This is a genomic window from Streptomyces sp. NBC_00727 (genome assembly GCF_045161745.1).
In the GTDB taxonomy this organism is placed as follows: Bacteria; Actinomycetota; Actinomycetes; order Streptomycetales; family Streptomycetaceae; genus Streptomyces.
Genome location: NZ_CP108981.1, coordinates 1,363,282 through 1,382,360, shown reverse-complemented (window position 1 = coordinate 1,382,360; position 19,079 = coordinate 1,363,282). Strand labels below are relative to the sequence as shown.

Sequence of the window (19,079 nt, the reverse complement as noted above, 5' to 3'; positions counted from 1 at the left end):
ACGCACCACCCGGCTCCGCCCCGTAACACCGCACCACACGCACCCCGTACAGAGAGATCGGAGACGTGTCATGGCCCAAGCCTCCGCCGCGGCCACACCGCCCAAGGTGCCCCGGCGCCGCTCCGCGAGCCCCCGCCGGCTGCCGTATCTGCTGATCGCCCCCGCGGGGCTGCTGATGCTCGGCTTCATCGCCTACCCGGTGGTCAGCGTCTTCTACTACAGCCTGCAGAACTACAACGTCACCAAGCCGTGGCGGAACGGCTTCGCCGGCTTCGACAACTTCACCCGGATCTTCACCGAGGACGACCAGTTCTGGACGACCCTCGGCTTCAGCGCCCAGTGGGTGATCGTCCAGGTCGCGCTCCAGCTCACCCTGGGGCTCGCGCTGGCCCTGATCGTCAACCAGAGCTTCATCGGCCGCGGCATCTCCCGCGCCATGGTCTTCTCGCCGTGGGCCGTCTCCGGGGTGCTGACCAGCACCATCTGGATCCTGCTCTACAACTCCTCGACCGGCTTCAGCCGCTACCTCGCGGACGCCGGGATCGGCGAGTACGGCACCTCGGTGCTCTCCGACACCGGCACCGTCTTCTGGGCCGCCACCGTCTCCGAACTCTGGCGCGGGGTCCCCTTCTTCGCCATCCTCATCCTCGCCGACCTCCAGTCCGTCTCCAAGGAGCTGTACGAGGCGGCGGCCGTGGACGGCGCCGGACGGATGCGCCAGTTCTTCCACATCACCCTGCCCCACCTGCGGGACGCGATCATCCTGTCCACGCTGCTGCGCGGCGTCTGGGAGTTCAACAACGTCGACCTGCTCTACACGCTCACCGGCGGCGGACCGGCCGGCGAGACCACCACCCTGCCGCTCTACGTCGCCAATACAGGCATCGAGGGCCACGACTTCGGCTACGCCTCCGCGCTCACCACCGTCGCCTTCGTGATCCTCCTCTTCTGCTCGATCGTCTATCTGCGCCTGAGCAAGTTCGGAGGCGACCACAAGTGACTGCCGCCCTCGCCGAGAAGAACGGCACCCGCTCCGCACGGCCGGCCGCCCCCGAAGGCCCGCCGCCCGCCACGCCCCGCCGCAGGCCAGGCCGCGAACGCGCCTTCGACGACGTGCCGCGCTGGCAGATCTACGTACCGCTGGGCATCTACCTGATCTTCACGCTCGTCCCCTTCTACTGGATGTTCCTCTTCGCCGTGCGGCCCGCGGGCTCCACCTCGCTGGTGCCGTGGCCGATGACCGGGGAGCACTTCTCCAAGGTCTGGAACGAGCGCAGCTTCGCCGTCTTCTTCCAGAACAGCATGATCGTCGGCGTCTGCACCCTGGTCGCCACGACGCTCGTCGCGCTGGCCGGCGGCTACGCCCTCGCCCGGTTCGACTTCAAGATCAAGAACGGCTTCATGCTGGCGCTGCTCTGCTCGCAGTTCATCCCCGGCGCGCTGATGCTCGTACCGCTCTTCGAGATCTTCAAGAACCTCCAGATGATCAACTCCCTGGGGAGCGTGGTCATCGCCGAGACGGTCTTCCAACTGCCGCTCTCCATCATCCTGATCAGCGGATTCATCAAGAACGTGCCCCCTTCCCTGGAGGAGGCCGCCTGGGTGGACGGCTGCTCGCGCTTCCGGGCCTTCTGCGCCGTCGTGCTGCCGCTGCTGCGCCCCGGGCTCATCGCCGTCGGCTCCTTCGCCTTCGTGCACAGCTGGAACCACTTCCTGTTCGCGCTGATGTTCCTCAGCGAGCAGGACAAGCAGACGATCCCGGTCGGCCTGAACACCCTCATCGGCGCGGACAGCGTCGACCTGGGCGCGCTCGCCGCGGGCGGGGTGATCGCCGCGGTGCCCGTGGTGATCGTCTTCGCCTTCATCCAGAAGTGGCTGATCACCGGCTTCAGCGCCGGCGCCGTGAAGGGGTGACGGACATGACCTCGCTGCCCCCCACCGCCACCCCCGTGCCGATCGTCCTCGCGGGCGCCCGGGGCCACGGCCGCTGGCACCTCGCCAACATCCGCCGCCTCCAGCACCAGGGCCTCGTCCGGCTCGCCGGCATCTGCGAACTCACCCCGCTCGACGACACCGAGCTGGACGCCTTCGCCGGCGAACTCCCCGAGCAGTCGCCCGACTTCGGCGCCCTCCTGGACTCCACCGGAGCCCGCGCCGCCGTCGTCTGCACCCCCATCCAGACCCACACCGCCCTCGCCCTGACCGCCGCCGGGCGCGGCGTGCACCTCCTCCTGGAGAAGCCGCCCGCCGCGACCCGCGCCGACTTCGACCGCATCCTCGCCGGAGTACGCGAGGCCGGCATCGCCTGCCAGGTGGGCTTCCAGTCCTTCGGCTCGCACGCCGTCCCCGTCATCCGCGAACTCGTCGCCACCGGAGCCATCGGCACCGTACGGGGCTACGCCGCCGCGGGCGCCTGGGTCCGCGACGACGCCTACTACCGGCGGGCGCCCTGGGCCGGGCGGCGCCGGATCGGGGACACCGACGTCGTCGACGGCGTCCTCACCAACCCCCTCGCCCACGCAGTCGCCACCGCACTCGAACTCGCCGGCACCACCACAGCCCGGGACATCGCGTCCATCGACACCGAACTGTTCCGCGCCCACGACATCGAGGCCGACGACACCTCCTGCATACGCGTCACCCCCGTGTCCGGGCCGCCCGTCACCGCCGCCGTCACCCTCTGCGCGGAACAGGCGGGGGAGCCGTACGTCATCGTCCACGGCGACCGCGGCCGCATCACGTTCTGGTACAAGCAGGACCGCGTCCTCGTCCAGCGCGCGGGCCACGGCCCCCTGGAGACCGTGCACGGCCGCACCGACCTCCTGGAGAACCTGGTCGCCCACCTGACGCAGGGCGCCCCGCTCCTCGTACCGCCGGAGCACACCGGCGCGTTCATGGAGGTCGTCGAGGCCGTACGGACCGCGCCCGAACCGCGCCCCCTGCCGTCCGACGCCTGGCACACCGCCCCCGTGCCCGGCTCCGGCGCCACCCGCCGGGTCGTGCGCGGCATCGACGCCCTGGTCGCGTCCGGCGCGGAGACCCTCGCGCTCTTCTCCGAACTCGGCGCCCCCTGGGCTCTCAGCGAGGTGACCTCCCCATGACGACCACCGCCCTGCTCAGCTGCGCCGGCCGCCCCGTCGGCCGCTACACCTACCTCCCCGCCGACGCGGGCCGCCCCTACCTCCACCCGGTCACCACCCTCGCCGGCGTCCCCGTCACCGAGGAGCGCCCGGCCGACCACGTCCACCACCTGGGCGCCTCCGTCGCCGTCCCGGACGTCTCCGGCCACAACTTCTGGGGCGGCCGCACCTTCGTCCGGGGCCAGGGGCCCACCGTCCTCGACAACCACGGCACGCAGCGCCACCTCGGCTGGAAGCTGTGCGACCCGGACGGCTTCGTCGAGGAACTCGGCTGGGAGGCCGCCGGCGGCGAACTTCTGCGCGAGCACCGCACGGTGGCCGCCGTCGCGCTCTCGGAGACCGCCTGGGCGCTGGACCTCTCCTTCTCGCTCACCAACCCCGGCCCGGCCGGCCTGTCGATCGGCAGCCCCGCCACCAACGGCCGCCCCGGCGCCGGATACGGCGGCTTCTTCTGGCGCGCCCCCAAGGAGGCCTCGGCGCCCGACGTGTTCGGCCCGACGGCGGACGGCGAGGAGGCGGTGCACGGGCGGGCCGCCGACTGGGTCGCGCTCTGCGGCGACGGCTGGTCCCTGGTCTTCGCCGGGGCGACCGAGGAGACCCGCCGCGACCCCTGGTTCGTGCGCACCGCCGAGTACCCGGGCGTCGGCTCCTCCCTCGCCGCCGCCGAACGGCTGCCCGTGCCCGCGGGCGCCACCGTCGTCCGCCGCATCGTCACCGTCGTCGCGGACGGCCGCCTCGACCGGGCGGGCGCCGACGCCCTCGTCCGCCGGGCGGTGACCGCGTGAACGGCACCCGCCCCTGGACCGCCGACCCGGGCGACGGCACCTACCGCAACCCCGTGCTCAACGCGGACTGGTCCGACCCCGACGTGATCCGCGTCGGCGACGACTTCTACCTCACCGCCTCCAGCTTCGGCCGCGCCCCCGGGCTGCCCCTGCTCCACTCCCGCGACCTCGTCAACTGGACGCTGACCGGGCACGCCCTGGACCGCCTGGAGCCCGCCGCCGAGTTCGCCGAGCCCCGCCACGACCGCGGGGTGTGGGCGCCCTCGCTGCGGCACCACGACGGACGGTTCTGGATCTTCTGGGGCGACCCGGACCACGGCATCCAGCAGATCAGCGCCGAGGACGTCCGGGGGCCGTGGACCGCGCCGCACCTGGTGAAGGCCGGACGGGGGCTGATCGACCCGTGCCCGCTGTGGGACGAGGAGACCGGTGAGGCGTACCTCGTGCACGCCTGGGCCAAGTCCCGCTCGGGTATCAAGAACCGGCTCACCGGCCACCGGATGAGCCCCGACGGGCGGGAACTCCTCGACGAGGGCAAGACCCTGATCGACGCCGACACGCTCCCCGGCTGGTTCACCCTGGAGGGCCCCAAGCTGCACCGCCGCGACGGCGAGTTCTGGATCCTCGCCCCGGCGGGCGGGGTCGCGACGGGCTGGCAGGGCGCGTTCCGCTCCCGCGACTTCTTCGGACCGTACGAGGAGCGCGTCGTCCTCGCCCAGGGCCGGACCGGCGTCAACGGCCCGCACCAGGGCGCCTGGGTGAGCACCCCGGCCGGTGAGGACTGGTTCCTGCACTTCCAGGAGCGCGGGGCGTACGGCCGGGTGGTGCACCTCCAGCCGATGCGCTGGGGCGACGACGGCTGGCCGGTCGTCGGGGACGCCGGCGAACCCGTCGCCACGCACCGCAAGCCCGCCCTGCCCGCCCAGCCCGTCGAGGCCCCGGCCTGCGACGACAGCTTCCCGGGCGGCCGGTACGGCAGGCAGTGGCAGTGGACGGCGAACCCGCGCCCCGGGTGGACCGTCGAGCACGCCGGGGACGGGCTGCGGCTGAGCTGCGTGGCGACGGAGTACGCGCACGACCTGCGCGCCCTGCCCCACGTACTGGTCCAGCGGCTGCCCGCCGAGACGTTCACCGCCGAGGTCGCACTCGCCCTGGACAGCGAGGCGCCCGGGGCGAAGGCGGGTCTCGCCGTGCTCGGGGACGCCTACTCCTGGATCGGCCTCGAACGGCGGGCGGAGGGCGGGGTGCGGCTCGTGCACCGCTTCGCCGAGGCGGCCGCCACCGCCGAGCGCGACGCCGGGCACAGCAGGCCGGCGCCCGCCGCCACGGCGCGGCTGCGGATCGAGGTGGCCCCGGGCGCCCGCTGCCGCTTCCTCGCGGACACCGGGGACGGGGCGGGGTTCCGGCCCTCCGGGCAGGTCTTCGCCGCCACCCCGTGGCGTTGGGTCGGCGCACTGCTCGGGCTGTTCGCCACCGCGCCGCCCGGGGCGGGCCCGTCCGGGACCGCCCGCTTCACCCGCTTCCACGTAACCGCGTAACCGCCCGGCCGGGTCACCGGCCACCGAAACCCCCCATGCACGCGTACGAACCGAGAGAACCGAGAGAGAAGAGCCGATCATGAACATCTCGAAGACGCAGCGGGGGCGTGCCACGGCCGCCGTCTCCCTCGCGGCGGTGCTCGCCCTGACCGCGACCGCGTGCGGTGACGACGGCAGCGGCAGCGGCAAGGAGGGCAGCGGCAAGGGCGAGATCACCTTCTGGGACAACAACGGCGGTCCGCGCACCGCCGTCTGGAAGGAGATCATCCAGGACTTCGAGAAGAAGTACCCGGACATCAAGGTCAAGTACGTGCCCATCCCGATCGCCGACGTGCAGTCCAAGTACGACACGGCCATCGCGGGCGGCGGGCTGCCGGACGTCGGCGGCGTCGGCACCGCCTACCTGGCCAACATGGTCGTCCAGGAGGCCCTGACCCCGCTGAACGACCGGATCAAGGACTCCTCGCTCAACGGCAAGCTCGTCGAGGGCATGGTCGAGAGCGTCAAGGACGCCGCCGGCCGCGGCGACGAGATGTACACCGTGCCGACCTCCGCGAACAACGGCGCGCTCTGGTACCGCACCGACCTGTTCAAGGCGGCGGGCCTCGAAGCGCCCACCACCTGGGCCAAGTTCTACGAGGCGGCCGAGAAGCTGACCGACGCCAAGCACAACAAGTTCGGCTACACCATCCGCGGCGGCGCCGGCTCCATCGCCCAGGCCATCGACGCGTCCTACGGGCAGTCGGGCATCACCGAGTTCTGGAACGGCGACAAGACCACCCTCAACGACCCGAAGAACGTGGCGGCGCTGGAGAAGTACGTCGCGCTCTACAAGAAGACGACGCCCTCCGCCGACGTCAACAACGACTTCACCAAGATGGTCGCCCAGTTCGACAACGGCACCATCGGCATGCTCAGTCACAACCTCGGCTCCTACCAGGACCACCTGAAGGCCCTCGGCAAGGACAAGTTCGCCGGTGTGCCCAACCCGATCGGCGACGGCGGCACCCGCGTCCAGGTCTCCAACCCGGTCGACGGCCTCGGCCTGTTCCGGTCGAGCAAGAACAAGACGGCCGCCTGGAAGTTCATCGAGTTCGCCGCCTCGCACGAGTCGAACAGCAAGTGGAACGAGTCCGCGGGCGCCATCCCGGCCAACACCGAGGCCGCCAAGGACCCGTGGATCAGCGAGGCGGCGCCGACCGAGCTCGCCGCGAAGGCCCTCACCGACGGCTCCACCAAGATCGTGCAGCTGCCGTACTACCTGCCCGACTGGAACAACATCAGCAAGGCCGACAACGAGCCCGAGTTCCAGAAGCTGCTGCTCGGCAAGACCACGGCCAAGGACTTCCTGGACAAGATGGCCGACGAGCTGAACAAGGCCCAGAAGGAGTGGAAGGAGATCGGCAACGGCTGATCCGGTGCGGGGCCGGCGGCGGGACCGTCGTGCGGACGGCCCGCCCCGCCCCACCGCCTCTGCCCTCCTGCGTACCCGCCCACGAGAGAGGCAGTTCCACCGTGTCACTGACCCGCCGGCAGACCGCGGCCGCCCTCGCCGCACTGCCCCTTGCGCTCGCCGCCACCCCCGCGGCGGCCCACAACGCCGCCCGCCGGACCCGTACCGTGCACATCGCGGGCGACTCGACGGCCGCCCAGAAGTACGCCGACGCCGCACCCGAGACCGGCTGGGGCATGGCCCTGCCGTTCTTCCTCGGGCACGGCCTCACCGTCGCCGACCACGCGGTGAACGGCCGCAGTTCCAAGAGCTTCATCGACGAGGGACTGCTCGCCGCCCTGCTGCCGGAGGTCCGCCCGGGCGACCTCCTGCTCATCCAGTTCGGGCACAACGACGAGAAGACGGAGGACCCGGCCCGCGGCACCGACCCGTACACCACCTACCAGGACTGTTTGCGGCAGTACATCGCGGCGGCCCGCGCCCGGCGTGCCCGGCCCGTGCTGCTCACCCCGGTCGAGCGCCGCAGGTTCGCCGCCGACGGCACCGCCAAGCCGACCCACGGCGACTACCCGGCCGCCATGCGCGCCCTGGCCGCCGGGGAACGGGTCCCCCTGCTCGACATGCAGGCCCGCACGCTGGCCCGCTGGCAGGAACTCGGCCCCGACGGCACCGAGGCGTACTTCAACTGGCTGGAGCCCGGCGAGTCGCCCAACTACCCGGACGGGCGGCAGGACAACACCCACTTCCGGCCCGCCGGCGCCATAGAAGTGGCCCGGATGACCGCTCGCGCCCTGCTCGACGCGCGGGTGCTCGCCCCGTACGAACTGCGCCGCCTCGGCGCCCGCGTACCCGAGGCGTGGATCAGCTGGCCGCAGGCCTGACGCCCGCGCCACCCAACCCCCGTTTCCGCATTCCACAGGTCCCGCACCAGAACCGAGGATTTGTCATGCTCACACACGCCCGCAGAACCCACGCCCGCGCCATCGCCGTCGCGATGGGCTGCGCCTCGCTGGCCCTCGCCCTGAGCGTCCCCGCGCAGGCGTCCCCGCACCACCACCACGGCAAGAAGGGCGTCGAGCGCGCCGTCCTCGCCAAGGGCGACGGCTGGGCCTCCGCCGAGGGCTCCACCACCGGTGGCGCCGCCGCGACGCCCGACCACGTCTACACCGTGCACAACCGCGCCGAACTCATCGCCGCCTTCGAGGACGCGGGCGACGCGCCGAAGATCGTCCGCATCGCCGGGACCGTCCACGGCAACGCCGACGCCGCCGGCAACCCCATCGACTGCGAGGCGTACCAGACGGACGGCTACACCCTGGACAAGTACCTCGCCGCCTACGACCCCGGCACCTGGGGCCGCGAGGAGGTCCCCTCCGGGCCGATGGAGGACGCCCGGCTCGCCTCCGCCAAGCTCCAGAAGGCCGCCGTCAACGTCTACGTGCCGTCCAACACCACGCTGATCGGCGTCGGCAGGGACGCCACGGTCATCGGCGCCTCGATCCAGATCCAGAAGGTCTCCAACGTCATCGTCCGCAACATCAGCTTCGAGGACACCTACGACTGCTTCCCCCAGTGGGACCCGACCGACGGCGACACCGGCCACTGGAACTCCGAGTACGACAACCTCGTCGTCTACGGCTCCGACCACGTCTGGGTCGACCACAACACCTTCAGCGACGGGGACCGCCCGGACGCCGACCAGCCCCGCTACTTCAACGAGCTGTACCAGCAGCACGACGGGCTCTTCGACATCGTCAAGGGCGCCGACCTGGTCACCGCCTCCTGGAACGTCCTCAAGGACCACGACAAGACGATGCTCCTCGGCAACAGCGACAAGGCCGGGGACACCGACCGGGGCAAGCTCCGCGTCACCCTGCACCACAACCTCTTCAAGGACGTCAACGAGCGCGCGCCCCGCGTCCGCTTCGGCCAGGTCGACTCGTACAACAACCACTTCGTCGCCACGAAGGGGAGCGTCTACGGCTACTCGTACGGCATCGGCGCGGAGTCGCACCTCGTCGCCGAGCACAACGCGTTCACGCTGAGCGGCGAGTTCGACAAGGCGAAGATCCTCAAGAAGTGGTCCGAGTCCTCGCTCACGGCCGACGACAACTGGGTCAACGGCCGCCGCACCGACCTGATCGCCGTCCACAACGCGGGCGTCCCCGAGGAGCAGCTCACCACGGGCGCCGGCTGGACCCCGACCCTGCGCAAGCGGGTCGACCACCCGCTGCTGGTGCCGCTCGTCGTCGGCCTCGGCGCGGGCGCGGGCCGGCTCCCCGGCGCCTGACAGCCGCCCCTTCCTCCGCCGGCGCCCGCGCGGCGCCGGCGGAGGCCGTCCCCGCAAAGGAGCACCCATGCCCACCCGACGCACCGCCCTGGCCCTCCTCGCAGGCTCCACCGCCGCCCTCGCCGTCGGCACGGCCCCGCCCGCCCTCGCCCACGGCCGCCCCTTCGGCCGCTACGGCTCACCCGCCCACCGCCCCGACCGCGCGACCCTGTACGTCGACGCGCGCGGCCGAGGCGACCACACCACCGTCCAGGCCGCCGTCGACGCCGCCACCGGAACCGGGCGCACCCTGGTCATCGCCCCCGGCACCTACCGGGAGACCGTCGACATCCCCGCCGACCGGACCGGTCTGACGCTCATCGGCGCGAGCGGCGACCCACGCGACACGGTGATCGTGTACGACAACGCCAACGGCACCCCGCGCCCCGACGGTTCGGGCACCTACGGCACCAGCGGGTCCGCCACCGTCACCGCCCGGCCCGCCGGACTCACCGCCCGCGACCTCACCTTCGCCAACGACTGGCTGCGCGCCGACCACCCGGACTACACCGGCACCCAGGCCGTCGCCATCAAGGTGACCGGCGACCGCTCGGCGTTCTACGGCTGCCGCTTCCTCGGCCACCAGGACACGCTGTACGCCGACTCCGCGTCCCTCACCGCCTTCGCCCGGCAGTACTACCGCGACTGCTACGCGGAAGGGGACGTCGACTTCGTCTTCGGCCGCGCCTCCGCCGTCCTGGACCGCTGCCACTTCCGCACCCTGACCCGTACCGACCTGGCCGCCGCGCCCTACGGCTTCGTCTTCGCGCCCAGCACCGCCGGCGCCGACCCGCACGGCTTCCTGGTCCTGCGCTCCCGCGTCACCAGCACCGCCCCCGACGGGTACTTCAAGCTGGCCCGCCCCTGGGTGCCGTCGTCCGACCCGACCGCCCACCCCATGCTGACCGTGCGCGACAGCCACCTGGGCGCGGGCATCGACACGGATGAGCCGTACGGCACCATGTCGGCCGGTTTCCCCTGGCAGGACCAGCGCTTCGCCGAGTACCGCAACACGGGCCCCGGCGCACGCGTCACCGTCCCCGCCAACCGTCCCCGGCTCACTCGGGCCGAGGCACGGCGGCACACCCCGGCCGCGTGGTTCGGCGACTGGCGGCCGTAGCCAGCGCCTTGCCGGTCAGCGGGAACGCCCGAAGCGGTCGCCCACCGCCGCCTTCGCGCCCGAGGTGCGGACGGCGCGTGCGGTCACGTAGTCGCCGGTGGCGTCCCGGTCGCCCTCCGCGTGGTTGTACTGCCCGGCGAACGTGTGCGTACCGGCCGGCACGGTCCGCCCGGGACGCAGCGTCCACCGGTAGACCAGGTAGCCGCCGCTCTCGTTCACCGACACGGTGAAGTCGGGCTCGGGCAGCGAGCGCCAGGAGCCGGTGCTGTTCACCCCGCCGGTCTCGGCGACCCGCAGCTCCACGGTGAGCGCGGACAGCGGCTCGGTCGTCCGCAGCGTCACATTGCTCTGCGCCCAGTACGGGTTGCTGTGCGGGTCGACCACACCGCCCGTCCACAGCGGCCCGTCCTCGGGCCGCAGCCCGCCGGGCGCCACCGGAGCCTTCGCGGTGGGGGACGGGGACGCGGACGAGGGCGCGGCGGCCACCCGCCCGCCGCGCGCACCGCCGTCGTCGCCCGCCGAGGTCACGGCGAACGCCCCGGCCGCCAGCACCCCGCAGACCGCGACCGTCGCCCCGGCCACCCGCAGCCACGGGTGCGCGGCACGCGGCGGGCGCACGGCCCTCGCCGCGGGGTCACCGGCCATCCCGCGCTCGATACGGGCCAGCATCCGTGCCCGGTCGGGGCGGTGGGCCTCGGCGGCCTCCCGCAGCCGCCCGGCCAGCTCCTCGTCCTTCACCGGTCTCCTCCGCCGCGCTGCGCCGCGACGGCCACCCGGACCCGCGCGACGGGCGTCTCGGGTCCGCCGGGCCCCAGCAGCCGCTGCAGTTCCGCGACGCCGCGCGAGGTCTGGCTCTTCACCGTACCCACCGAGATCCCCAGCACCAGCGAGGTGTCCCGCTCCGAGAGGTCGAAGGCGTGCCGCAGCACCACGCAGGCCCGCTTGCGGAACGGCAGCCTGCGCAGCGCCTCCTGCACGTCCACCACCGCCGGGACATCGGGCCCCTCGGCCGCCCCGTCGTCCCCGCCGCCGCGCGGCGCCCAGAACAGCGCGATCCGGCGCCGCTCGCGCACCGCGCTGCGGATGCGGGTCCTCGCCAGGTTGGCGACCACCCCCCGCGCGTAGGCCACCGGGTGCCCGGCCTCGCGGACCCGGTCCCAGCGGTGCCAGAGCGCGAGCAGGGCGTCGGCCGCGAGATCGTCGGCGGCGTCCGCCTCACCGGTCAGCAGGTGGGCGAGGCGGGCCAGTTCGGCGTAGTGGGCCTCGAAGAACGCGTGGAACTCGGCGGCGGCATCGTCGACTGCTGTGCCCACAGCTACCTCGTCCCTCGCGTGCGCCCCGCCCGGACCGTCCGGGTACGTCCCCGCCGGGGCGTGAGCGTACCGCAAGCGCTTCGACAGGAGGGCCGGGTCTACCGCCGCAGCGCCGCCTCCATCATCTTCTTGGCGATCGGCGCCGCGAGGCCGTTGCCGCTGACCTCGGACGCGGCCGAACCGGAATCCTCCACGACGACCGCGACCGCGACCTCCTGGCCGCCGGACTTGGCGTACGAGGTGAACCAGGCGTACGGGGTGTCGCTGTTGTCCACGCCGTTCTCGGCGGTGCCCGTCTTGCCGCCGACCTCGGCCCCGTCGATCCGGGCGTTGGTGCCGGTGCCCTTCTCCACGACGGTCACCATGGCGCTGCGCAACTGCTTCGCGGTGTCCTCGGAGACGATCCGCTCCGTGTCGCCGTCCGCGAAGTCCTCCAGCGTGCCGCCGTCGCCGTCGGTCACCTTCGACACCATGTGCGGGGCGGCCAGCTCACCGCCGTTGGCCAGCGCCGCGGAGACCATCGCCATCTGCAGCGGGGTCGCGGTCACCTCGAACTGGCCGATGCCCGAGAGCGCCGTCTGCGGCTTGTCCATGTCCGTCGGGTACACGCTCTTGTAGGCCCGCACCGGCACGTCCAGCTTCTCCGCGTTGAAGCCGAACTTCTCCGCCATCGCCCGCACCTTGTCCTGCCCGAGGTCGGCGGCGACCTTGCCGAAGACGTTGTTGCACGAGTACTGGAGGGCGACGCGCAGCGAGGCGTTCTCGCAGGGCGCCGACGCGCTCTCGTTCGGCAGGGGGGTGCTGGTGCCAGGCAGCGTGTACGGGACGGGGCTCTTCGTCGGCTCGTCCACCGAGTCGTACAGCCCGTTCTCCAGCGCGGCCGACGCCACGACCAGCTTGAACGTCGAACCGGGCGCGAGCGGCTGCCGCAGCGCCCGGTCGACCAGCGGCTTGTCCGGGTCGGCGAGCAGCTTCTTCCAGGTGTCGCCGTCGTTCGTCCCGCTGATGTCGGACGGGTCGTAGGACGGTGAGGAGACCATGCCCAGGATCTGCCCGCTCCTCGGGTCGATCGCCACGGCCGCGCCCTTGTCGTCGCCGAGCGCGTCGCTCGCCGCCTTCTGGACGTCCGGATCGATCGTCGTCACCACGTCACCGGGCGCGGCCCGCTTCCCGGTGATCGCGCCCAGCGGACTCTTCAGCCGGTCGTCGGTACCGTCCAGCACGTGGCTGTAGACCCCTTCGAGCAGGGTCGAGCCGTACGCCTGCGAGCTGTAGCCGGTCACGGCCGAGTAGAGGTCGCCCTGCCGGTAGGTGCGCTTGTACGCGAGATCGCTGCCCTCCGTCCGTTTCGAGCCCGTGACCGGCGAACCGGCCACGATGATGTTCCCCAGCGGCTGCGCGTACTGCGCGATGATCTTCCGCCGGTTGTGGTCGTCGTCTGCTAGCGCCCGGGCCTGGTACGCCTGCACCCAGGTCGCCCGCCCGAGGAGGGCGAGGACCAGCAGCAGGCAGAAGACCGAGGCGCGCCTGATCGTCTTGTTCATCCCACTTGTCGGACGTGCGGGTTCCGGCGTGTCGTTCCCGGTTGTGCCGCTTCTCACCGATTCCTCATCCTGGACCGGTGGCTCCGGGGCTCAGCCGGGCGTGACGAACCCCGACTCGTACGCCGCGATGACGGCCTGGGTACGGTCCCGGGCGCCGGTCTTCGCGAGGACGGCCGCCACATGCGTCTTGGCCGTCGCCGCGCCCACCGCCAGCCGCCCCGCGATCTCCGCGTTGGTCAGCCCCGCCGCCATCAGCCGCAGCACCTGCGCCTCCCGCTCGGTGAGCCGGGCGGCCCACGGCGGGGCGGGGGCCGGCGCGGGCGTCCCGTACGCGGCGGCCAGCTGCCGCACGGCGGCCGGGAAGAGCAGCGAGTCGCCGGACGCGACCAGCCGGACCGCCTGCACCAGTTCCTCGGCCGCCACCCGCTTCAGCAGGAAACCCGCCGCCCCGGCGCGCAGCGCCTCGTACACGTAGGCGTCGTGCTCGAAGGTGGTGACGACCACTATGCGCGGGGCCGGGCCGAGGCCCGCGAGGATCTGCTCGGTGGCCCGGATGCCGTCCGTCTCGGGCATCCGCACGTCCATCAGGACCACGTCTGGCCGCAGCGACCGCACCACGGACACCGCCTCGGCACCGGTGGCCGCCTCACCGACGACCTCCAGGCCGTCCTCGGCGTCCAGGATGGCCCGCAGGGCGGTGCGCACCATGCGTTCGTCGTCGGCGAGGACGATCCGGACCGGCGTGCTCATCGTGGCTCCTTCGCAGGGCCTAGGGGGAGGCGGGCGGCCAGCCGCCACACGCCGTCGTCGCGGGGTCCGGCCCCGGTGGCACCGCCGAGCAGCAGGGCGCGCTCCGCGATTCCGGTCAGGCCGCGCCCGCCGCCGGGGCGGGCCACCGGGGGGCGCGGGGACAGCGCGCTGTCCAGGACGACCGTCAGCTCGCGGGGGCCGACGCCGACGCGCAGCCGCACCGGTGAGCCGGGGACGCCGTGCCGCAGCGCGTTGCTCAGGCCCTCCTGCACGATCCGGTACGCCTCGGCCGAGACCGGTCCGGGGACCGCGCCCGGGTCGCCGTCGGCCGTGTACCGCACGGGCACCCCGCACCGGGCCAGCAACCCGCCGAGCGCGTCCAGACCGGGGCCCGCGAGGCCGTCGGAGCCGTCGGTGCCCTGCCGCAACAGGCCCAGCACCACGTCGAGTTCGCCGACCGTGCGCCGCGTGGTCTCCTCGATCGCGGTGAGCGCCTGCCGGGCGAACTCCGGGTCGCGGTCCAGGACCCGGCGGGCCGCGCCCGCCTGGAGGGTGACGGCGCTCAGCGCGTGGCCGACCGAGTCGTGCAGTTCCCGGGCGAGCCGGTTGCGCACCGCGAGCTCGGCGGCCCGGCGTTCGGCGGCGGCCAGCCGGTCCTCCGGGGCCGGGCCGAGCAGCACCGGGGCCCGGTTCGCGAGGAGGGCTCCGGCCGCCGCCGCGCAGCCGGCCAGCGCGACGAGCATCGCCGCCCCGGCCGGGGGAGCGAGCGCCAGGACCCAGGCGTGGTCCAGGGCCGGGCGGAGGTCCCCGGCGGCGGAGCCACGCAGGGCCGGGACGAACGGCAGCGCCATGACGTAGCCGGCGAACGGGACGAGCGCCAGGGTCATCCCGCTGATGATCCCGCCGAGCCCCACGTGCAGCGTGAACCAGGCGGCCGTGCGCGCCCGGGCCTGCCGGGACGCGGCGGGCCCGTCCGCGAGCGGCCGGTCGGACGGCAGGCCGCACAGGGCGCGGGCGGCGGCCACCGACAGCAGCCGGGCCGTGGGCAGCAGCGCGGTGACCGCGGCCATCGGCAAGGCGTAGGCGAAGGAGGAGAGTTGGGCGGAGAGCGAGGTGAAGGGGTTGGTGCCGGGCGCGTAGAGGCCGACGACGACCGTGCCGACCAGGAAGTACGGCATCAGCAGCGCCCCGCCGACGATCAGATGCAGCCAGCGCAGCCGGGCACACCGGCCCACGAGCCAGCCCAGGAGCGGGGTCATGCCGGGGCGCCCCGCGTCCCGGCCGCGCACTCCGTCAGGAAGTACGCGCCCAGGGTCACCATCAGGGTCACCACCAGGGTCCCGACGAGCATCCGGACAGCGTAGACGCAGCGCGGTGCGCAGGGGGCGGGCGGGGACGGACGTCATGGCCCCCACGCTGTCCGGCGGCCCGACCCCGCGCGTCCTGCCCGATGAGGATCCGCCTCCGCCGCGCGGGGGAGACGGACCGGAGGTGTCAGAGCCTGCGGGTGGCGAGCGTCAGCCGGTCGCGCGCGTCGAACAGCGCGTCCTTGACCAGCTGTTCGTGCGCGGGCGTGAGCCGGGCGACCGGCACCGAGCAGCTGACGGCGTCCCGGGCCGGGGTGCGGTACGGGACGGCGACGCCGAAGCAGCGCAGCCCCAGCGTGTTCTCCTCGCGGTCCACCGCGTACCCCTGTTCGCGGATCTGGTGCAGCTCCTCGATGAGCTTCTCCCGGTCCGTCAGGGTGTGTTCGGTGAGCGCGGGCAGTGTCTCGGGCAGCATCTTGCGGACCTGCTCGTCGCTGTAGGTGGCCAGCAGCGCCTTGCCGAGCGAGGTGGAGTGCGCGGGCAGCCGGCGGCCGACGCGGGTGAAGGGGCGCAGGTAGTGCTGGGACTGGCGGGTGGCGAGGTAGACCACGTTCGTCCCGTCGAGCCGGGCCAGGTGGATGGTCTCCGTGGTGTCGTCGGAGAGCCGGTCCAGGGTGGGGCGGGCCGCGGCGACCACCTCGTCGCCGTCGATGTACGAGGTGCCGACCAGCAGGGCCCGTACGCCGATCCCGTAGCGCGTGCCGGTCGCGTCGGTCTCCACCCAGCCCAGTTCGACCAGGGTGCGCAGCAGCATGTAGAGGCTGGACTTGGGGTAGCCGACGGCCTCCTGGACCGCGGCGAGCGAGTGCATGCCGGGCCGCCCCGCGAAGTACTCCAGCAGCTCGACCGTCCGTACCGCCGACTTGACCTGCGCCCCACCCGACTCGGGAACCGACATCGCCCTGTGCCCCTTTCACCCCGCCGACGAAACCCTGCGACTTCTTGCCAACACCGAACGCCCGGAAATAGAGTCGCTTCACATTCACGTTCAGGAACGCTGTTCAGAATACCGAACAGCTTATACCGGACGACTTCTGATGTGCGGCAGTGGAGCGGAAGGAAACACGGTGGCAGCAGCACCAGTCTGGAGCGTCGACCCCCGTACCGGGAACCCGCGTGAGCAGGTTGCGGTGGAGGCCACAGCCGAGGAGGTCGACCGCGCGGTCCGCGCCGCCCACGCGGTACGCGGCTCCCTCGCCGACCGCGCCACGCGCGCCGCGTTCCTGCGCACGGCGGCCGAGCTGCTCACCGAGGCCGGTGACCACGTCGTCGAGGCCGCCGACGCGGAGACCGCCCTCGGCCCGGCCCGGCTGACCGGCGAACTCGCGCGCACCGCAGCCCAGTTGCGGGCCTTCGCGGAGGTCGTGGACGAGGGTGCCTACCTCGACGTCCACATCGACCACGCGGACGCCACCCGCACCCCGCCCTGGCCCGACCTGCGCCGCTACAAGATCCCGCTCGGCGTCGTCGCGGTGTACGCCGCCAGCAACTTCCCGCTCGCCTTCTCCGTGCCGGGCGGCGACACCGCCAGCGCCCTCGCGGCCGGCTGCCCCGTCGTCGTCAAGGCCCACCCCGACCACCCGGCGACCTCCGAGCTCTGCGCCTCCGTGCTGCGCCGGGCCGCCGCGCGCACCGGTCTGCCCGAGGACGTCGTCACCCTGGTGCACGGCTTCGAAGCGGGCGTCGCCCTCGTCCGGCACCCGCTCGTCGCCGCCGCCGGATTCACCGGCTCGGTGCGCGGCGGACGCGCCCTGTTCGACGCGGCCGCCGCCCGTCCGGCCCCCATCCCCTTCCACGGCGAGCTGGGCTCCCTCAACCCCGTGGTCGTCACCGAGGCCGCCGCTGCCGAGCGCGGCGAGCAGATCGGCGCGGGCCTGGCCGGCTCGATGACCATGGGCGCCGGCCAGTTCTGCACCAAGCCCGGCTTCGTCCTCGCCCCCGAGGGCGCGGGCGGCGACCGCTTCCTGAAGGCCCTCACCGAGGCCGTCAGCGACTCCGAGGCCGGCGTCCTGCTCGACCACCGGATGCGCGACGCCTTCCTCGCCGGAGTCACCGAGCGGACCGCGCTCCCCGAGGTCGACGCCCCGGTCACCCCCGGCGCGGGCGGCGAGCACACCGTCGCGGCCGGCTTCCTGACCGTCCCGGCCCGGCTGCTCACCGCCGAAGGACCGCACGACGCGCTCCTGGAGGAGTGCTTCGGGCCCGTCACCGTCGTCGCGCGCTACGCCTCCGAGGACGAGATCACCGCCGTCCTGACCCGCCTCCCCGGCAACCTCACCGCCACCCTCCACATCGCATCCGACGAGGCCGAGGGCAGCGCCGCCGGCCTCCTCGCCGCGCTCACCCCGCTCGCCGGCCGGGTCCTCGTCAACGGCTGGCCGACCGGCGTCGCCGTCGCCCCCGCCCAGCACCACGGCGGCCCCTACCCGGCCACCACCTCCACCTCCACCTCGGTCGGCGCCACCGCGATCGAACGCTGGCTGCGCCCGGTCAGCTACCAGACCACCCCCGACGCGCTCCTCCCGCCGGAGCTGCGCGAGGACAACCCGCTGGGCCTGCCCCGCCGCGTGAACGGACGACCCGCATGAACCTCCCCGAACTCCCCTTCGCGCTCGATCCGCACGGCCCCGACGGCGGCTGGGCGTACGAGAACGGCGTGCTCACCGGACGCGCGGGCGCCCGGCAGGACCGCTTCGTCCCGCCGGGCGGCGAGAGCCTGGAACCGGAGAGCGACGCCCCCCGGCTGCTGGGCGCCGCCCCGGCGGGCGACTTCCAGCTCATCGCCCGGGTGAAGGTGGGCTTCGCCGCCGCCTTCGACGCGGGCGTGCTCTACCTGCACGCCGGCGACCGGGAATGGGCCAAGCTCTGCCTTGAGCTCTCCCCGGAGCGCCCGACCATCTGCACCGTGGTCACCCGGGGCCACTCCGACGACGTCAACTCCTACGTCGTGGAAGGCGACAGCCACTGGCTCCGGCTCAGCCGTACGGGCCACGCCTTCGCGCTCCACGCCTCGGCCGACGGCGAGAAGTGGACCTTCGTCCGCGTCTTCACCCTCGGCACCCCGGAGCAGGCGGCCACCGCGTCCGTCGGCTTCCTCGCCCAGTCGCCCACCGGCGAGGGCTGCGAGGTGACCTTCGACCGGATCGCCTTCCGGCCCGAGGGCCTCGCCGACCTCCGCGACGGAAGCTGACGGGCCGGGGCGGCGGAACCGGCGCCCCGGCCCGTACGTCCTCCCCACCATGATCCGTACAGCGAAGCGGGACGACCTCGACGCGATAGTCACCCTGCACACCGAGGCCCGGGCCACCTACTACCGCGGCCACCTCCCCGAGGAGGAGTACGCGGGCGAGGCCGAGGTGGCCCGCAGCCGGGAGGGCTGGGCCCGCGCCGTGGACCGTGAGGACACCACCGTGCTCTGCGCCGAGGCGGACGCGGGCGGCGCCCTCGCCGGGATCGCCGCCCACTCCGTACGCGACGGCGTCATGAACCTCACCCAGTTCCACGTCTCCCCGGCCCGCTGGCGCGAGGGGATCGGCAGCGCCCTGCACCTCGCGTGCGTCGCCGACTGGGAACGGCGCGGCCTGACCACGGCCCGCCTGGAGGTCTTCGAGCACAACAAGGGCGCCCGGGCCTTCTACTCCGCCTGCGGCTGGGTCCCCGACCCCGACGAGCCCCGGCACGGAGACCACCTGGTCCTGCGCCTCGCCCTCCCCAGGCCCCCGCGGAGCTGAGCAGGCCCG

The 19,079-nt window shown here is 73.3% G+C and carries 18 protein-coding genes; 12 read left to right on the top strand and 6 right to left on the bottom strand.

Annotated features, from left to right (window positions below; translation table 11 throughout):
• Nucleotides 1-70: 70 nt before the first annotated feature.
• From OG242_RS06100 to OG242_RS06060, 9 genes are all read left to right on the top strand, one after another.
• Complete coding sequence (locus tag OG242_RS06100) at nt 71-1,000, top strand: carbohydrate ABC transporter permease (protein ID WP_405897163.1); 930 nt, start codon at nt 71-73, stop codon at nt 998-1,000.
• A complete protein-coding gene (locus OG242_RS06095) occupies nt 997-1,914 on the top strand; it encodes a carbohydrate ABC transporter permease (RefSeq protein ID WP_405897162.1) in 918 nt (305 codons plus the stop codon). Before OG242_RS06100 ends, OG242_RS06095 begins: the two co-directional genes overlap by 4 nt.
• A gap of 5 nt (nt 1,915-1,919) precedes the next feature.
• Nucleotides 1,920-3,101 carry a Gfo/Idh/MocA family protein gene (locus tag OG242_RS06090; RefSeq protein WP_405897161.1) on the top strand — a complete coding sequence of 394 codons (1,182 nt, stop codon included), beginning with the start codon at nt 1,920-1,922 and terminating at the stop codon, nt 3,099-3,101.
• Entirely contained in the window at nt 3,098-3,925 is an 828-nt protein-coding gene (locus tag OG242_RS06085) for a PmoA family protein (RefSeq protein WP_405897160.1), read from the top strand. Before OG242_RS06090 ends, OG242_RS06085 begins: the two co-directional genes overlap by 4 nt.
• Nucleotides 3,922-5,463 carry a family 43 glycosylhydrolase gene (locus tag OG242_RS06080; protein ID WP_405897159.1) on the top strand — a complete coding sequence of 514 codons (1,542 nt, stop codon included), beginning with the start codon at nt 3,922-3,924 and terminating at the stop codon, nt 5,461-5,463. The genes OG242_RS06085 and OG242_RS06080 overlap by 4 nt, the downstream gene beginning before the upstream one ends.
• 79 nt (nt 5,464-5,542) lie before the next feature.
• Nucleotides 5,543-6,877 carry an ABC transporter substrate-binding protein gene (locus OG242_RS06075; protein WP_405897158.1) on the top strand — a complete coding sequence of 445 codons (1,335 nt, stop codon included), beginning with the start codon at nt 5,543-5,545 and terminating at the stop codon, nt 6,875-6,877.
• Between the two features lie 101 nt (nt 6,878-6,978).
• The gene (locus OG242_RS06070; RefSeq protein ID WP_405897157.1) at nt 6,979-7,797 is read left to right on the top strand and encodes a rhamnogalacturonan acetylesterase; all 819 of its coding nucleotides are present in this window, start codon (nt 6,979-6,981) and stop codon (nt 7,795-7,797) included.
• Nucleotides 7,798-7,862: 65 nt separating this feature from the next.
• A complete protein-coding gene (locus OG242_RS06065; RefSeq protein ID WP_405897156.1) occupies nt 7,863-9,206 on the top strand; it encodes a polysaccharide lyase family 1 protein in 1,344 nt (447 codons plus the stop codon).
• Between the two features lie 67 nt (nt 9,207-9,273).
• Complete coding sequence (locus tag OG242_RS06060) at nt 9,274-10,365, top strand: pectinesterase family protein (protein WP_405897155.1); 1,092 nt, start codon at nt 9,274-9,276, stop codon at nt 10,363-10,365.
• A 15-nt stretch (nt 10,366-10,380) separates the two neighbouring features.
• Here OG242_RS06060 and OG242_RS06055 read toward each other — a convergent pair whose 3' ends face one another.
• The 6 genes from OG242_RS06055 to OG242_RS06030 all read right to left on the bottom strand — a co-directional run bounded on the left by OG242_RS06055 (nt 10,381) and on the right by OG242_RS06030 (nt 16,237).
• Nucleotides 10,381-11,103, bottom strand: a complete 723-nt coding sequence (locus tag OG242_RS06055; RefSeq protein ID WP_405897154.1) for a hypothetical protein — start codon at nt 11,101-11,103, stop codon at nt 10,381-10,383.
• Nucleotides 11,100-11,678 (bottom strand): SigE family RNA polymerase sigma factor, encoded by a 579-nt coding sequence (locus OG242_RS06050; RefSeq protein ID WP_405897153.1) that lies wholly within the window; start codon nt 11,676-11,678, stop codon nt 11,100-11,102. Before OG242_RS06050 ends, OG242_RS06055 begins: the two co-directional genes overlap by 4 nt.
• Before the next feature lie 98 nt (nt 11,679-11,776).
• Nucleotides 11,777-13,222, bottom strand: coding sequence for a penicillin-binding transpeptidase domain-containing protein (locus tag OG242_RS06045; protein WP_405897152.1), 1,446 nt, complete (start codon nt 13,220-13,222; stop codon nt 11,777-11,779).
• Between the two features lie 90 nt (nt 13,223-13,312).
• The gene (locus tag OG242_RS06040) at nt 13,313-13,972 is read right to left on the bottom strand and encodes a response regulator (protein ID WP_405897151.1); all 660 of its coding nucleotides are present in this window, start codon (nt 13,970-13,972) and stop codon (nt 13,313-13,315) included.
• Nucleotides 13,969-15,231, bottom strand: coding sequence for a sensor histidine kinase (locus tag OG242_RS06035; protein WP_405897150.1), 1,263 nt, complete (start codon nt 15,229-15,231; stop codon nt 13,969-13,971). The genes OG242_RS06040 and OG242_RS06035 overlap by 4 nt, the downstream gene beginning before the upstream one ends.
• A gap of 235 nt (nt 15,232-15,466) precedes the next feature.
• Nucleotides 15,467-16,237, bottom strand: a complete 771-nt coding sequence (locus tag OG242_RS06030; RefSeq protein ID WP_405897149.1) for an IclR family transcriptional regulator — start codon at nt 16,235-16,237, stop codon at nt 15,467-15,469.
• 169 nt (nt 16,238-16,406) lie between these two features.
• Here OG242_RS06030 and OG242_RS06025 point away from each other — a divergent pair, with 169 nt between their 5' ends.
• Genes OG242_RS06025 through OG242_RS06015 form a run of 3 tightly spaced genes read left to right on the top strand, consistent with a single transcriptional unit; the run spans nt 16,407 to nt 19,070 of the window.
• Nucleotides 16,407-17,927, top strand: a complete 1,521-nt coding sequence (locus tag OG242_RS06025; RefSeq protein WP_405897148.1) for an aldehyde dehydrogenase (NADP(+)) — start codon at nt 16,407-16,409, stop codon at nt 17,925-17,927.
• Nucleotides 17,924-18,529, top strand: a complete 606-nt coding sequence (locus OG242_RS06020) for a DUF1349 domain-containing protein (protein ID WP_405897147.1) — start codon at nt 17,924-17,926, stop codon at nt 18,527-18,529. The genes OG242_RS06025 and OG242_RS06020 overlap by 4 nt, the downstream gene beginning before the upstream one ends.
• Before the next feature lie 49 nt (nt 18,530-18,578).
• Nucleotides 18,579-19,070 carry a GNAT family N-acetyltransferase gene (locus OG242_RS06015; RefSeq protein ID WP_405897146.1) on the top strand — a complete coding sequence of 164 codons (492 nt, stop codon included), beginning with the start codon at nt 18,579-18,581 and terminating at the stop codon, nt 19,068-19,070.
• Nucleotides 19,071-19,079 lie beyond the last annotated feature (9 nt).

Bases quoted from the DNA above. Each gene is read 5' to 3' on its own strand.
- OG242_RS06020 (WP_405897147.1), top strand. From the start codon at position 17,924: ATGAACCTCCCCGAACTCCCCTTCGCGCTCGATCCGCACGGCCCCGAC.
- OG242_RS06060 (WP_405897155.1), top strand. From the start codon at position 9,274: ATGCCCACCCGACGCACCGCCCTGGCCCTCCTCGCAGGCTCCACCGCC.
- OG242_RS06030 (WP_405897149.1), bottom strand. From the start codon at position 16,237: ATGTCGGTTCCCGAGTCGGGTGGGGCGCAGGTCAAGTCGGCGGTACGG.
- OG242_RS06035 (WP_405897150.1), bottom strand. From the start codon at position 15,231: ATGACCCCGCTCCTGGGCTGGCTCGTGGGCCGGTGTGCCCGGCTGCGC.
- OG242_RS06075 (WP_405897158.1), top strand. From the start codon at position 5,543: ATGAACATCTCGAAGACGCAGCGGGGGCGTGCCACGGCCGCCGTCTCC.
- OG242_RS06090 (WP_405897161.1), top strand. From the start codon at position 1,920: ATGACCTCGCTGCCCCCCACCGCCACCCCCGTGCCGATCGTCCTCGCG.
- OG242_RS06040 (WP_405897151.1), bottom strand. From the start codon at position 13,972: ATGAGCACGCCGGTCCGGATCGTCCTCGCCGACGACGAACGCATGGTG.
- OG242_RS06100 (WP_405897163.1), top strand. From the start codon at position 71: ATGGCCCAAGCCTCCGCCGCGGCCACACCGCCCAAGGTGCCCCGGCGC.
- OG242_RS06085 (WP_405897160.1), top strand. From the start codon at position 3,098: ATGACGACCACCGCCCTGCTCAGCTGCGCCGGCCGCCCCGTCGGCCGC.
- OG242_RS06015 (WP_405897146.1), top strand. From the start codon at position 18,579: ATGATCCGTACAGCGAAGCGGGACGACCTCGACGCGATAGTCACCCTG.
- OG242_RS06045 (WP_405897152.1), bottom strand. From the start codon at position 13,222: ATGAACAAGACGATCAGGCGCGCCTCGGTCTTCTGCCTGCTGCTGGTC.
- OG242_RS06065 (WP_405897156.1), top strand. From the start codon at position 7,863: ATGCTCACACACGCCCGCAGAACCCACGCCCGCGCCATCGCCGTCGCG.